At 72.0% G+C, this 13,693-nt stretch carries 12 protein-coding genes; 2 read left to right on the top strand and 10 right to left on the bottom strand.

All coding sequences use genetic code 11. The annotated features are described in order from the left end of the window. The first annotated feature begins 59 nt into the window (after positions 1-59). Complete coding sequence (locus tag CHF16_RS02925; RefSeq protein ID WP_245868181.1) at positions 60-638, top strand: GAF domain-containing protein; 579 nt, start codon at positions 60-62, stop codon at positions 636-638. A gap of 12 nt (positions 639-650) precedes the next feature. Here the strand turns inward: CHF16_RS02925 and CHF16_RS02930 are convergent, their stop codons facing one another. Further along, positions 651-2,150, bottom strand: a complete 1,500-nt coding sequence (locus CHF16_RS02930; RefSeq protein ID WP_089324336.1) for an acyl-CoA dehydrogenase family protein — start codon at positions 2,148-2,150, stop codon at positions 651-653. Between the two features lie 933 nt (positions 2,151-3,083). Between CHF16_RS02930 and CHF16_RS02935 the strand changes: the two genes are divergently transcribed. After that, positions 3,084-3,731 (top strand): maltokinase N-terminal cap-like domain-containing protein, encoded by a 648-nt coding sequence (locus tag CHF16_RS02935; RefSeq protein WP_089324337.1) that lies wholly within the window; start codon positions 3,084-3,086, stop codon positions 3,729-3,731. Between the two features lie 9 nt (positions 3,732-3,740). Here CHF16_RS02935 and CHF16_RS02940 read toward each other — a convergent pair whose 3' ends face one another. The 9 genes from CHF16_RS02940 to CHF16_RS02980 form a co-directional block, all read right to left on the bottom strand. Beyond that, on the bottom strand, positions 3,741-4,394 hold the full coding sequence (locus CHF16_RS02940) for a maleylpyruvate isomerase N-terminal domain-containing protein (RefSeq protein ID WP_089324338.1): 654 nt from the start codon (positions 4,392-4,394) through the stop codon (positions 3,741-3,743). 67 nt (positions 4,395-4,461) lie between these two features. Then, entirely contained in the window at positions 4,462-4,674 is a 213-nt protein-coding gene (locus CHF16_RS02945) for a DUF397 domain-containing protein (protein WP_089324339.1), read from the bottom strand. Positions 4,675-4,847: 173 nt separating this feature from the next. Continuing rightward, a complete protein-coding gene (locus tag CHF16_RS02950) occupies positions 4,848-6,122 on the bottom strand; it encodes a thymidine phosphorylase (RefSeq protein ID WP_089324340.1) in 1,275 nt (424 codons plus the stop codon). Between the two features lie 4 nt (positions 6,123-6,126). Beyond that, a complete protein-coding gene (locus CHF16_RS02955; protein ID WP_089324341.1) occupies positions 6,127-6,531 on the bottom strand; it encodes a cytidine deaminase in 405 nt (134 codons plus the stop codon). Between the two features lie 48 nt (positions 6,532-6,579). Beyond that, complete coding sequence (locus tag CHF16_RS02960) at positions 6,580-7,935, bottom strand: ABC transporter permease (protein WP_089324342.1); 1,356 nt, start codon at positions 7,933-7,935, stop codon at positions 6,580-6,582. Beyond that, a complete protein-coding gene (locus CHF16_RS02965) occupies positions 7,932-9,170 on the bottom strand; it encodes an ABC transporter permease (RefSeq protein WP_218826509.1) in 1,239 nt (412 codons plus the stop codon). Before CHF16_RS02965 ends, CHF16_RS02960 begins: the two co-directional genes overlap by 4 nt. Then, complete coding sequence (locus tag CHF16_RS02970; RefSeq protein ID WP_179271360.1) at positions 9,167-10,705, bottom strand: ABC transporter ATP-binding protein; 1,539 nt, start codon at positions 10,703-10,705, stop codon at positions 9,167-9,169. The genes CHF16_RS02965 and CHF16_RS02970 overlap by 4 nt, the downstream gene beginning before the upstream one ends. Before the next feature lie 179 nt (positions 10,706-10,884). Further along, positions 10,885-11,943 carry a BMP family lipoprotein gene (locus CHF16_RS02975; RefSeq protein WP_089324344.1) on the bottom strand — a complete coding sequence of 353 codons (1,059 nt, stop codon included), beginning with the start codon at positions 11,941-11,943 and terminating at the stop codon, positions 10,885-10,887. A gap of 250 nt (positions 11,944-12,193) precedes the next feature. Next, positions 12,194-13,633 (bottom strand): amidohydrolase, encoded by a 1,440-nt coding sequence (locus tag CHF16_RS02980; protein ID WP_245868207.1) that lies wholly within the window; start codon positions 13,631-13,633, stop codon positions 12,194-12,196. Positions 13,634-13,693: the final 60 nt, after the last annotated feature.

Below are 13,693 nucleotides of genomic sequence, written 5' to 3' on the forward strand. Positions count from 1 at the left end.
CGGCCCCCTGCCAGCCCGTCCGTCCGACCCGGACGCCCGCCCGCATCTGGAGACCTCCCGTGACACAAGAGCCGCTGTACGAGCCCCCCGGCCACCTGCTGACCCCCGTCGACCCCGAGGTGCCGCGGCGCGTGGCGCGGCTGCGCGAGCTCGGGCTCGGGCAGGAGGCCGACCCCGAGTTCGACGCGTTCGCCCGCGACCTCGCCGAGACCGCCCGGCGCCTCGTCGGCACCGGGCTGCCCCCGTTCGCGATGGTCAACTTCGTCACCGACCGGCAGTACCTGTCCGGCCTGTACTCACCGCAGGACCCGGCCGACCCGTCCGGCGGCGTCGAGCTCGGCCGGGAGGTGCCGCTCGACCACGGCTACTGCCCGCACGTCGTCGTCCGGCGCAAGGCGCTCGTCCTCGACGACGTGTGCGACTACCCGCGCTTCGCCGGAAACCCGGTCGTCGACAAGCTCGGCATCCGCACCTACGTCGGCGCGCCGCTCATCGACCACACGGGCACGACCCTCGGCACGATCTGCATCATCGACCGCGAGCCGCGCCCGTGGGGGCATCCCGGGCTGAACCTCATCAAGGAGCGCGCGGCGGAACTCGTCCAGCTGATCCGCCGCCGCGAGGAGATGCTGGGCTGACCCGGCGCCGGGTCACGCCTCGGCCGGCAGCGGCACCGAGCGGGAGAACAGCGCGCCCGGCGAGGGCGGGACGGTGCCGTCCTCGATGCCGAGCACCCCGGTGGACAGCAGCCCGAACTCCGTGGCGACGCCCGCGATGTCGGCCTTGAGGAACTCGATCGCCGCCCGGGCGCGGCCGGCGTCGTTGCCGGGCTTCGCCCCCCACCGCATGACCTGGCCGATCGCGAACGCGTACGCGATGGCGCGGCCCGCGAGGACCAGGTGCTCCTGGCGGAGGTCCCGGTCGAGGAAGCCGAGGTCCAGCCCCTGCGAGGTGATCGCGGACGCCGTGAGCGGCCAGTCGGCCAGGAACTTGCTGAGCGGCAGGCCGTCCGTCCGGGCGAGGCAGTACTCGGTGAGCTGCTGGCTGAGCAGGTCGTTGGTGCCGTCGAAGATGGTGTACACGCGGGCGTCGAGGAACGCCTGCGCGGAGATGTTCGTCGGCGACCCGCACCGGTACCCCTCGCCGCCGGCGAGCTGCTGGTAGTGGTGCGCGGCGCTGAGCATCCGCTCCGTGGCGACCGTCTTGATGGCCTGGACGGCGGGGAACGCGCCGATCATGTCGGACTTCATGTCCAGCGATGTCTGCAGGTAGTCGTTGAGCGCCGCGCAGACGGTGTAGGACGTGTCGATCGCCGCGAGCCGGTACCGGACGAACCGGATCGCCGACTGCGGCCCCGGGCCGATCCGGCGCGCGTCCGCGTACGCGTGCGCCTCCCGGCTGATGCGGCGCAGGAACCCGGCGCCCATCGCCGCCATCATCGCCCGCGACGCCATGAGCATCTCCACCATGGGCCGCAGGTTCCGCCCCTCCGCCCGGATGCGCCGGTGCCGCGGGACGACCACGTCGATCTCGTTGAGCCCGTAGTCGATCACCTTGAGGCCGAGCGGGTCGTAGGGCTCCAGGGTCCGAAAGCCCTCGCTGCGCTTGACGATGAAGTAGCCGTACTCGCGTCCCCGGTCGTCGTTCTTCGCGCTGACCACCCACCAGTGCGCGCTGGAGCTGAACGCCTGCCAGTGCTTGCGGCCGCGGATCCGGTAGCCGTCCGGGACCTCCTCGAACGTGGTCGTCATGCCGGACATCGCGGAGCCGCAGCCGGGCTCGGTGGAGGCGAACCCGCAGACCATGGGGTCGCCGCCGGCGTACTGCGGCAGGACCTCCCGCTTGGCCTCCTCGTCCGCCCACAGCGCGATGGGCCGCAGCGCGACCCCGGTGATGACCGTGGCGTACATGCCGAGCGGAAGGTTCCATTCCGACAGCGCCTCGACGACGCGGCACATCTCGACGTGGCTGTCGCGCCCGCCGAACTCGCGCGGCAGCGTCGGCAGCAGCACGCCGGCCCGGGTCAGCAGCGTCCAGTCGTCGGCCGGGAGGTTCTGCTGCGGGTAGGTGGCGGTGTCGAATCGGGGGGCGATCGCCTCGATACCGGCGATGAAGTCGTTCGTGGACAGGGACAGTAGAGCATTCGTCATGGTGTCCGCTCTCACGGGTCGGCGCGTCAATGCAGGGGAAGTCGCCGGAAAACCGGCCGTCAAAGAAACACGCTTCTGCCCGGCCGGCCATTGCGCCGGCCGCGCGAACCTCCTCGCCAATCGCTCGTCTGAGACTCTCACGCCATGGTTAAACGACCGATCACCAGACGCAAGGCTCCTCTGGCTGACCGTAATCAGCCAACGACGATTCGAGCCTGGAGGCCATGGTGCGGCCGTGCCCGCAGCCCTCGGCTGATCACTTTGGGATTGATGAGTTTAATGTGCAACTAGCGTCCATTGCGATAGTTGAGAGAGATTCTCACCTCTGAGACCACGCCTCGGCCGCCCGTCGCCCGGCACTCCGGCGCCCGCCGCCGCAGCCGCCCCAGAGGTTCCCAAGATCCGGTGAAGCCGCAGCTCAGCGCCCAATCGCCAGGTAGTGCGGGCGGTAGCGAACAAGCCCCCTCCGGGTTAGTTGACAGCGATGCCGGACCGTGCGTAAAGCATCTGTCTGATGACGTTGATCACGAAATGATCGATTTCGGACGAATGCCGCAATCAACCCGGATGCCCGCCTCGCCGATCCGATACAGATCCCTAGCCTGAAGGTCATTGCGGCCAGCGCCCGGGGATTAACGCCCATCGAGTAACGATTTCCGGTGGGCCGGTAATGGCTTGAGTCAATGCCCGTGGCCACTCCCGGGCAGCCCGGCGACGACGAGTTCGCTCAGGCGTCCGCGCACCGACCTGAGTACACAGCTTCGCACGGAAACGGCCACTTCTCTGCCGTTCTATTTCCGTTTTCCAGGCCGCCCGGAATCAGCCCTGAATAGCAAGCGTGCAGCTCAGGGCGTTTCCCTTGAGCGGCGCGCGACGGCCCGTCCGCCCGCTGCGGATGCCCCCGGCCCGGGCGCCGTCCGGTAGAAAGACGGCATGGCAGTCATCTACGAGACGACCATGACCCCCGGGAAGCTGGAGCTGCTCACCGCGTGGCTCCCGGCGCAGCCCTGGTACGCCGGTCCGGGATCGGCACCGGAACTGGCCAAGGCGGGCGGTTTCCGGCTGGACGACCCGGACGGCGAGGTCGGCATGGAGTTCATGGTGGTCACCGACACCTCCGGCGACCGGCCGCTCACCTACCACGTGCCGCTCAGCTACCGCGGGGCCCCGCTGGACGGGGCGGAGGACGGGCTCGTCGGCACGTCCGAGCACGGCGTCCTGGGACGGCGATGGGTCTACGACGGAACCCACGACCCGGTACTCGCCGGCCAGCTCCTCGCCCTCCTCCAGGGGCGCGCGGAGCCACAGCACCAGACCACCGGCGGCACCCCGGACCCGTCCGTCCAGGCGCACTTCACCGGAACCACCGCCGCGACCCTGGCCGCGATCACGGCGGTCGAGCACGGCCCGGACGGCACCGGCATCACCGTGACGACCGAGTCGGGCGACGCCCTGACGATCGGCGTGACGCGCGTCCTGCCCTCGGACGACACCGGCGCCGGCGCTCAGGCCCGCGTCACCGCTCCTTGGCGGGCGCCGGACGGCACCGAGCAGCGGGCGTCGTTCGCCGTCCTCCGCTGACGCCTCGGGTCAGCCAAGGACGAACGGGAGCCGCGCGGCCAGATCCCCGAGCGCGGCCCTGTCGGCGTCCGTCGGGGCACGGCGGCCGGTGCCGATCAGCAGCGCGTCCGTGTCGGAGAACGAGGCCGGGAACCGGGCCCCGGCGATCCGCTCCAGCGACGCGCGCGAGGCGGCGAGGGTCTCAGCGGGCGGCCCGGCGGCCCGGGGCACGTCCGCGATCAGGTCGAGGTGGTGCAGCGTCCACTCCATGACGTACGCCGACAGGTAGTCCCCCGCGGTCAGCACCATGTCCTGGGTGGCGACGCGAAGCTCCGGGTCGGCGAGTTCGGCGGCGCGCCCGGCGGCGGAGCCGACGTCGTCGAGGTGGAACTTCAGCAGGTCCGGGTCGCCGTAGGCGACGGCCAGCCGCGGGATGAGCGCGTCCAGCGGGTCGTCGCCGGTCGGCGGGTCGACGAGCTTCCAGTAGGTGTCCGCGTCCGCGGTCGGCTCGGCGTCGGCGGGCGTGACCAGCGTGATCAGCACGTCCTGGGCGTCGATGACCAGATGGCACACCAGGTCCCGGACGAGCCACCCCGCACAACCGGACGGCCGCTCGAAGTCCGGGCCGGGCAGGTCCCCGACCGCCGCGAGCAGTGCACTCCACGAGCGAGAGAAGTGATCCACTCCGGCAAACTACAGCGCCCATCCGCCACGAGTCAGGCCGGTTTCACCGACACCACCGGCCACCCGGTCACCCCTCCGTGTCGAACTCCCCCGCCTTCACCCGGCCCGCGAACGCCCGCCACTCACCGACCCCGAACACCAGCCGGACACCACCCGGATCCTTGGAGTCACGGACCCCGACCGTGGAAGCGAGGGCGGCGACCTCCACGCATTCGCCGCCCTGGTGCCCGCTGTGACTGCTCTTCCGCCATTGGACGCCCGACACGCCTGAGGTGGTCATAGCTGCTCCATCGCCTCTTGGACCATGGCCAACGACTCCCGAGTGGAGGGCTGTGCCCTTGGATCAAGACCTCACGCTACGACTTGCAGCGCGACCTGTCTCGCTGCTTCAGCGGCATGCCTCGCCGGATGATGGCGTGCGGCGGGCATGTGGGCGGGCTGGGCGGCTAGGTGTCAGGCGATGCGGTCGATGAGCAGGGGCTGGACGGACGGGGGGCCGTTGGGCTCGATCTCGTAGGCGCCGTCCAGGGACTCCAGGGCGCGGGGGACGCGGGTCTCGTCGTCGGTGTGCAGGGTCAGGAGCGGCTGGCCCTCGGTGACCGTGTCGCCCGGCTTGGCGTGGCAGATCACACCCGCGCCGAACGAGACCGGGTCCTCCTTGCGGGCGCGGCCGGCGCCGAGGCGCCATGCCGCGACGCCCACCCCGTAGGCGTCCAGGCGGGTCAGGACGCCCGTGGCCGGGGCCGTGACCGTGTGGGTCTCGCGGGCGGACGGCAGCGGCGCGTCCGGGTCGCCGCCCTGGGCGGTGATCATGCGGCGCCAGACGTCCATGGCGGAGCCGTCCTTCAGCGCGTCCGCCGGGTCCTTGCCGGTGATGCCGGCGGCGTCGAGCATCTCGCGGGCCAGGGTCAGGGTCAGCTCGACCACGTCGGACGGGCCGCCGCCCGCGAGGACCTCCACGGACTCGGCGACCTCGACGGCGTTGCCGACCGCGTTGCCGAGCGGGCGGTCCATGGCGGTGAGCAGCGCGACCGTGCGCAGGCCGTGGTCGGTGCCGATCGCGACCATCGTCTCGGCCAGCTCTCGGGCGTTCTCCACCGTCTTCATGAAGGCGCCGGAGCCGACCTTGACGTCCAGGACGAGCGCGCCCGTCCCCTCCGCGATCTTCTTCGACATGATCGAGGACGCGATCAGCGGGATCGACTCCACCGTGCCGGTCACGTCGCGCAGCGCGTACAGCTTGCGGTCGGCGGGGGCGAGCCCGGTGCCCGCCGCGCAGATCACCGCGCCCGCCGAGCGCAGCACGTCCAGCATCTCGGCGTTCGACAGCGACGCCCGCCAGCCGGGGATCGACTCCAGCTTGTCGAGGGTCCCGCCGGTGTGGCCGAGGCCGCGGCCGGACAGCTGCGGGACGGCCGCGCCGCACGCCGCCACCAGCGGTGCCAGCGGCAGCGTGATCTTGTCGCCGACGCCGCCGGTGGAGTGCTTGTCGGTGGTCGGGCGGTCCAGGGACGACCAGTCCATCCGCTCGCCGGAGCGGATCATCGCCTCCGTCCACCGGGCCACCTCGGCCCGGGTCATGCCGTTCAGCAGGATCGCCATCGCGAGCGCCGACATCTGCTCCTCGGCGATCGCGCCGCGGGTGTAGGCGTCCACCGCCCAGTCGATCTGCTCGGGGCTCAGCGCCCCGCCGTCGCGCTTGGCGCGGATGACGTCGATGGCATCCATGGAATCAGGCTCTCTCGATCAGGTCGTCGGGTCCGAACGCGTCCGGCAGGACGTCCGACATGGGCAGGATGCCGCGGACGGTCTCCAGCAGCATCGGGGCGCCGCCGTGCTCCCACAGGAGCTGGCGGCAGCGCCCGCACGGCATCACCGGGTCGCCGTGCTTGTCGACGACCGCCACCGCGACGAGGCGGGGCCGCTCCCCCTTGCCGGGGCCGTGCAGCGCCGACACCAGCGAGCACTCGGCGCAGAGCCCGACCCCGTACGAGGCGTTCTCCACGTTGCACCCGGTGATGATCCGGCCGTCGTCCACCAGTGCGGCGGCGCCGACCGGGAACCCGGAGTACGGGCAGTACGCGCGCGTCATCGCCTCCCGCGCGGCGGTGCGCAGGGCGGGCCAGTCGATCTCCATACCCCTACCTTTCTGGGGGGACGACTCCCCAAACCCCCGGCAGGCCGGTCACCGTGCCTCGCCCCGCCGGTAGCGCAGCCCGTTGGCGGCGGGCATGCGCAGCCGCTGGCTGGCCAGGGCCAGGACGAGCAGCGTCGTCAGGTGCGGCGTGAAGGAGACCAGCTCGCCCGGGACGATCTCGCTCAGCAGGAACCAGACCAGCAGCCCGGCCGCCGCCACCAGCGACAGCACGGCGCCGAGGTAGGCGTTGCGGACCTCGCGGCGGCCGAGGTCGGTGACCACCTGGCCGCGCAGCCGGTTCGCCCGCAGCGCCTGCCACACCGCGACGCCGATCAGCAGGATCGCGACGAACAGCAGCAGCGCGTGGACGGCCTGCCCGCCGCCGCGCACGTTCATCGCGTCGGTGTAGCCGAACAGCAGCGAGCCCGCGGCGAGCCCGCCCGGCCGCCAGTTGCCGAAGATCATGGCGGCGAGGCCGATGAAGCCGCGGCCGTTGGTCTGGCCGTCCTGGTACAGCGGGGCGGCGACGGTGACGAGGAACGCGCCGGCGAGGCCGGAGAACGCGCCCGAGATCACCACGGCGGCGTACTTCATCCGGTACACCTGCACGCCGAGCGACTCGGCCGCGTACGGGTCCTCGCCGCAGGAGCGGATGCGCAGGCCGAACGGGGTCCGCCACAGGATCACGAAGCTGAGCGGGACGAGCAGCAGCGACACCAGCGTCAGCAGCGACATGTCGCTGGTCAGCCCGCGGGCGATGCCGGCGATGTCCGACAGCAGGAACCAGTGGCGGCCCTCCAGCGAGCCGAGCCAGTCGGGGCTCTGCCAGCCGCCGATCTTGCCGCCGGACAGCACCGGCAGCGTCAAGGTCTGGATCGGATCGACCGGCGGGGACTGCCGGGGGCCGCCGCCGAGCGCCTTCGCCTCCCCGGTGTCGAAGATCAGCCCGGCCAGGAACTGGGTCAGCCCCAGCCCGAGGATGTTGATCGCGACACCGGACACGATGTGGTCGACGCCGAACGACACGGTCGCGATGGCGTGCAGCAGCCCGCCGAGCGCGCCGCCGATGATCCCGGCGAGGACGCCGATCCACGGGCCCCACTGGTAGCCGGCCCAGGCGCCCGTCCAGGTGCCGAGGATCATCATGCCCTCGAGGCCGATGTTGATCACGCCGGACCGCTCGGACCAGAGCCCGCCGAGCCCGGCCAGGAAGATCGGCACGGCGAGGCGCAGCGCGGCGCTGACCGTCCCGCTGGAGGTCACCGGGTCGGCGTCATCGATGACGCGGACCAGCGACAGCAGCACCAGCATCCCGGAGGCGATCAGCAGGTAGTGCGGCCAGCGCAGCCTGATCTTGCCCTTGGCGGCCTTCGCTGCGGCCACCGTCTCGGTCGCGGCGCTCATGAGGCACTCCCCGCGGCCCCGCGGGCCAGGTCGTGGCCGGTGGCCAGTTCGGCGGCGACGGCCCGCTGCTGGAGCCGGATCTCCCAGCGCCGGACGAGCTCGTACACGATGACGACGGTCAGCACGACCACGCCCTGCATGACCCCGACGATCTCCTTCGGCACGTCGACCTCCTGGAGCACGTCGGAGGTCTGGTCGAGGAACGCGAACAGCAGCGCGGCGAGCGCGATGCCGGCCGGATGGTTGCGGCCGAGCAGCGCCACCGTGATGCCGGTGAAGCCGAGCCCGGCCGGGAAGTTCAGCGAGTACTCGTAGGACGCGCCGAGCAGCTCCGGCATGCCGATCAGGCCGGCCACCACGCCGGACGCGACCATCGTGTAGACGATCATGCGGCGGGCGTTGACGCCGCTGGCCTGCGCGGCGGACGCCGACAGCCCCGACACCTTCAGGTCGAAGCCGAACCGGGTGTAGTTGATCACGACCCAGAACACGATCCCGACGATGATCGCGAGCGGCAGCAGCCCGTACACGTCGCCGGGCAGGTCGAGGCCGAGCGAGGACAGGAAGCCGTTCAGCGACCCGACCCGCCCCGACTCGGGGATCTGCGCGGTCGCGACGTTGTTGCTGCCCGGCCGCACCTCGGCGAGCCGCTTGTCGTTCAGCAGGTAGGCGATGACGCCGGTCGCGATCGCGTTCAGCATGATCGTGGACAGCACCTCGCTGACCCCGCGGGTCACCTTCAGCACGCCCGCGATCGCGGCCCACAGCCCGCCGACGACCATCGCGGCGACGATCACCAGGAGCTGCCCGAACGGGGCGGGCAGGGTGATCGCGCCGCCGAGCGCGGCGGCGAGGAACGCGGCGATCCGGTACTGGCCGTCGACGCCGATGTTCAGCAGCGCCATCCGGAACCCGATCGCCACCGCGACCGCCGACAGGTAGTACCGGGTCGCGCGGTTGACGATGTCGACCAGCGAGTTCTCGGTGGTGCCGTAGTCGATCATGCTCTGGATCGAGCTGATCGGGTCGGCGCCGGTGACCCGCAGCAGGATCATCGTGATGCCGAGCGAGATCAGCAGCGCCAGCACCGGCGCGCCGATCTTCAGGCCCAGGCCGGTCGGGCCCATCCCCCGCAGGATCGCCTTCCACGCCGGAACCGGCTCCGGGACGTCCTTCGGGGCGTCCTCGGGGGGTTCGCCGCCGCCCGGCGGCGTGGGGTCCTTCGGATCGCTCATGACTCGCCGCCCGCGCCGGTCATGGCGGAGCCGAGCTCCTCGGGGGTGACGGTCCGCGGATCGACCTCCGCGACCAGCCGTCCCCGCAGGATCACGTGCAGGGTGTCGGACATACCGATGAGTTCCTCAAGATCGGCGCTGATCAGCAGCACGGCCAGCCCGTCCGCGCGGGCCTGCCGCAGGTAGTCCCAGATGGCGGCCTGGGCGCCGACGTCGATGCCGCGGGTCGGGTGCGCGGCGATCAGCAGGTGCGGGTCGCCGGACATCTCCCGGCCGACGATGAGCTTCTGCTGGTTGCCGCCCGACAGCGCGGCGGCGGGCACCTCGATGCCCGGCGTCCGGACGTCGTACTCGCGGACGATCCGGGTGGTGTCGCGGCGGGCGCCGCGGCGGTCGGTCCAGGGGCCGCGGACGTTCGGCCGCCGGGTCTGGTGGCCGAGCATCCGGTTCTCCCAGAGCGTCCCCTCCAGGATGAGGCCGTGCCGGTGCCGGTCCTCGGGGATGTAGGCGATGCCGGCCTCGCGGCGCCGCCGCGTCGGCCAGTGCGCGATGTCGTCGCCGCCGTACACGATCGTCCCGGCGTCCGCGTGCCGGATGCCCATGATCGCTTCGATCAGCTCGGTCTGCCCGTTGCCCTCGACCCCGGCCAGCCCGACGATCTCGCCGCGCCGGATGCGCAGCGACACGTCGTCCACCACGGGACGGCCCTCGGGGGTCAGCACCGTCAGCCCGCCGATGTCCAGCTGGACGTCCTCGGTGACGGTCGACTCGCGCAGCTCGGGGGTGGGCAGCTCGGACCCGACCATCAGCTCGGCGAGCCGCCGGGAGGTGACCTCGGCGGGGTCGAGCCGGGTCGCGACGGTGGTGCCGCGCCGGATCACCGAGATGGTGTCGGCGACGGCGAGCACCTCGTCCAGCTTGTGCGAGATGAACAGCACGGTGAGGCCCTCGGCGCGCAGCTCCCGCAGGTTGCCGAACAGCTCGTCGACCTCCTGCGGGACGAGCACCGCGGTCGGCTCGTCCAGGATCAGCACGCGGGCGCCCCGGTACAGCACCTTGAGGATCTCCACGCGCTGCCGCTCGCCGACGCCGAGGTCCTCGACCAGGGTGTCGGGGTCGACGCGCAGCCCGTAGGCGCGCGCCATCTCCTTGATCTTGGCGCGAGCGGCGGCGAAGTCGATCCGGCCGCGCCGCCATCCCTTCGCCCGGGGCTCGGCGCCGAGCACCACGTTCTCCAGCACGGTCAGGTTGTCGGCCAGCTTGAAGTGCTGGTGGACCATGCCGATGCCGCGGCCGATCGCGTCGGCCGGGGTCCGGAAGGAGACATGCTCGCCGCCGACCTCGATGGTGCCCTCGTCCGGTCGCTGCATCCCGTAGAGGATTTTCATCAGCGTGGACTTGCCGGCGCCGTTCTCACCGCAGAGCGCGTGCACCTCGCCGCGCTCGATGGTGAGGTTGATGTCGCGGTTGGCCACCACTCCGGGGAACCGCTTGGTGATCGATGTCAGCCGCACGGCCGGCACCTGGTCAGGCACGAGTGCCCCTCCTCCTGCCTCGAACGTGCTCGGACGGCGCCGCGGGACGGGGCCGGGGACACGCCGCCGCACCGGGGGCCGCCCGCCTGGACGGCCCCCGGTGCGCGGTCGCCACCGGGTGGCGCGGTCTCACGCCGCCACCGTGCGGGGACGCCGCCCCGCTCGCCCCGATCGCCGGCTCACGCCTTGGTCGGGACCTTGATCTCGCCGCTGACGATCTTGGCCTTGAGCTCGTCCAGCTTGGCCTTGATGTCGTCGACGTTGCCGCCGGTCGTGGAGTAGCCGACCCCGTCGTTCTTGAGGTCGTACGTGGTCGTGCCGGCCTTGAAGGTGTTCTTGGCGACGCTCTCGACGAAGTCGAACACCGAGAGGTCGACGTGCTTCACCATCGAGGTGAGGATGTGCTGCTTCACCCCGGCGACCGCGGGCTGGTTGTACTGGTCGGAGTCGACGCCGATGGCCCACTTGCCGGCCGCGCCGACCGTCTTGATGACGCCGATGCCGGCGCCGCCCGCGGCGTGGTAGATGACGTCCGCGCCCTGGTCGAGCTGGCCCTTGGCGGCCTCGTTGCCGAGGCTGGTGTCCTTGAAGCCGTTGAAGTTCGGCGGCTGCGTCAGGTACTTCGCCGGCAGGATCTTGATGTCCGGCTTGGCCGCCTTGGCGCCCGCCTCGTACCCGGCCTGGAACTTGTGGATCAGCGGCACGTTGACGCCGCCGATGAAGCCGATCGTGCCGGTCTTGGACTTCAGCGCGGCGGCCGCGCCGACCAGGAAGGAGCCCTGCTCCTCGGCGAAGCAGGCGCCGCTGACGTTCTCGCCCTCGACCTTGCACTGGTCGGCGTCGACGACGAGGAACTTGGTGTTCGGGAAGTCCTTGGCGACCTTGACGATCGAGGTGGTGTAGGCGAACCCGACACCGATGATCGGGTTGTAGCCCTTGTTGGCCAGCAGCCGCAGGCGGGACTCCTTGTCGGAGTCCGGCTCGTCCGGCTTGGCCGAGATCTCCTCGGTCTCGAGCTTCAGGTCCTGCTTGGCCTTGTCGAGGCCCGCGGCGGCCGAGTCGTTGAAGGACTGGTCGCCCCGGCCGCCGATGTCGAAGGCGAGACCGATCTTGAGGGTCTTCTTGCCGTCGCCGTCACCGCCACCGGTGTCCGCCTTCTTGCCGCCGCACGCGGAAGCGCTGAGCAGCAGCGCCGCACCCGTCACGGTGACGAGCGAAGTCTTGAGTCCACGGCGCAAGGTAGCGCTCCTTCCGTTCCCCACCCACGGTCCGGTGACCGATGCGGTCACCGAAATCGATGGGACGCTACCTCGCGAACAAGGGCAAACCTCCCGCCTGCACCGATTCGCAATAGGTCCGTTACCAATGCGTACGCATATCGCCACAGGTCAGCGGCGCATCGGGGCCCTGAGCGGGACGGGGAGCGCGCCGCGGCGGCGCTCACCATCGAAGGGAGCGACGGTCACGGAGCGTGACCGGACGGCGGGATCAGGCCAGCGCGGCACCCTCGACCGGCTCGGCGTCGCCGGGCCGGCCGCCCTCCCACAGCGCGGTCAGCGCGGTCGCGCTCAGCACCCGCAGGCCGACCGCGATGCACCGCTCGTCGACGTCGAAGTCGCCCCGGTGCAGGTCGTACTCGCCGGGCGAGCCGGGGGTGCGGACGCCGAGCCGGGCCAGCGCGCCGGGGATCGACTCCAGGTACCAGCCGAAGTCCTCGCCGCCGAGGCTCTGCGGGGTCGGCACGACGCCGTCCTCGTCCATGACCTGCGCGGCCGCGTCGCGGAACATCTGCACGCTCGCCGCCTCGTTCACGGTCGGCGGGACGCCCCGGACGTACTCCAGCGACGCCTCCACGTCGTAGGCGGCGGCGACCGACTGGAGCAGCGCCTTCATCATCTCCGGCGCGCGGTGCCACGCCTCGTCGTCCAGGCAGCGGACGGTGCCCTCGGCGATGCCGTCGTCCGGGATCGCGTTCGCCACGGACCCGGCCGACACCCGCCCCCACACCAGCGACAGGCTGGAGCGCGGGTCGACGCGCCGCGACAGCGCGGACGGCAGCTCGGTGACGATCTTGGCGAGCGCGTACACCAGGTCGGCGGTCAGGTGCGGCCGGGCGGTGTGCCCGCCGGGCCCGGTGACCTTGACGTACACCTTGTCGCAGGCCGCGGTGATCGGGCCGCTGCGCAGCCCGAGCTGGCCGACCTCGATGCGCGGGTCGCAGTGCAGCGCGAACGCCCGGTCGACGCCCGCGATGCCGCCGGCCGCCATCACGTCCAGCGCCCCGCCCGGGATCTCCTCGGCGGGCTGGAACAGCAGCCGGACGCGGCCCGGCAGCAGCCCGGCCGCGGCCTGCTGCGCGAGGAACAGGCCGGCGCCCAGCACCATCACGGTGTGGACGTCGTGGCCGCACGCGTGCGCGACGCCGGGGACGGTCGACCGGTAGGGGACGCCCTCCTTCTCGTCCTCCAGCGGGAGCGCGTCGATGTCGGCCCGCAGCGCGACCGTGGTGCCGTCGGCGGGGCCGATGTCGCAGAACAGGCCGGTGCCCTTCGGCAGGATCACCGGGTCGAGGCCGGCGGCGCGCAGCCGCTCGGCGATCTTCGCGGTCGTGCGGTGCTCGGCGTAGCCCAGCTCGGGGTGCGCGTGCAGGTCGCGGCGGAAGGCGATCAGCTCGGCCTCGTGCGCGGCGAGGAAGGCGTCGAGCTCCGGCTGCAGGACGGCGCCGCCGAGGGGCACGGGCGCCGGGCGGGCAGCGTCGCCCGGCGCGGCGGCGCCGGGCAGGGCGGACGCGTCGGCGGACGCGGGCGCCGCGTCGCCGGGTGCCGCGGGCCCGGCCGGGCGGGCGGCGGCGCCGGCCTCCCGGTCTCCGTGGTCCGCGGCGGTGCGTGGTTCAAGGCCGGGCATCACCCCGGGTCCCGGATGTGTCATGTGCGCCCCCTGCGCGACGGCGGGGCCGAACGGCGCCCGCCCAGTGGTGCTCCCGTTCTC

This window comes from Actinomadura meyerae, assembly GCF_900188445.1.
Taxonomy (GTDB): domain Bacteria; phylum Actinomycetota; class Actinomycetes; order Streptosporangiales; family Streptosporangiaceae; genus Spirillospora; species Spirillospora meyerae.

Bases quoted from the DNA above. Each gene is read 5' to 3' on its own strand.
- CHF16_RS02965 (WP_218826509.1), bottom strand. From the start codon at position 9,170: ATGAGCGATCCGAAGGACCCCACGCCGCCGGGCGGCGGCGAACCCCCC.
- CHF16_RS02960 (WP_089324342.1), bottom strand. From the start codon at position 7,935: ATGAGCGCCGCGACCGAGACGGTGGCCGCAGCGAAGGCCGCCAAGGGC.
- CHF16_RS02955 (WP_089324341.1), bottom strand. From the start codon at position 6,531: ATGGAGATCGACTGGCCCGCCCTGCGCACCGCCGCGCGGGAGGCGATG.
- CHF16_RS02935 (WP_089324337.1), top strand. From the start codon at position 3,084: ATGGCAGTCATCTACGAGACGACCATGACCCCCGGGAAGCTGGAGCTG.
- CHF16_RS02980 (WP_245868207.1), bottom strand. From the start codon at position 13,633: ATGACACATCCGGGACCCGGGGTGATGCCCGGCCTTGAACCACGCACC.
- CHF16_RS02930 (WP_089324336.1), bottom strand. From the start codon at position 2,150: ATGACGAATGCTCTACTGTCCCTGTCCACGAACGACTTCATCGCCGGT.
- CHF16_RS02945 (WP_089324339.1), bottom strand. From the start codon at position 4,674: ATGACCACCTCAGGCGTGTCGGGCGTCCAATGGCGGAAGAGCAGTCAC.
- CHF16_RS02950 (WP_089324340.1), bottom strand. From the start codon at position 6,122: ATGGATGCCATCGACGTCATCCGCGCCAAGCGCGACGGCGGGGCGCTG.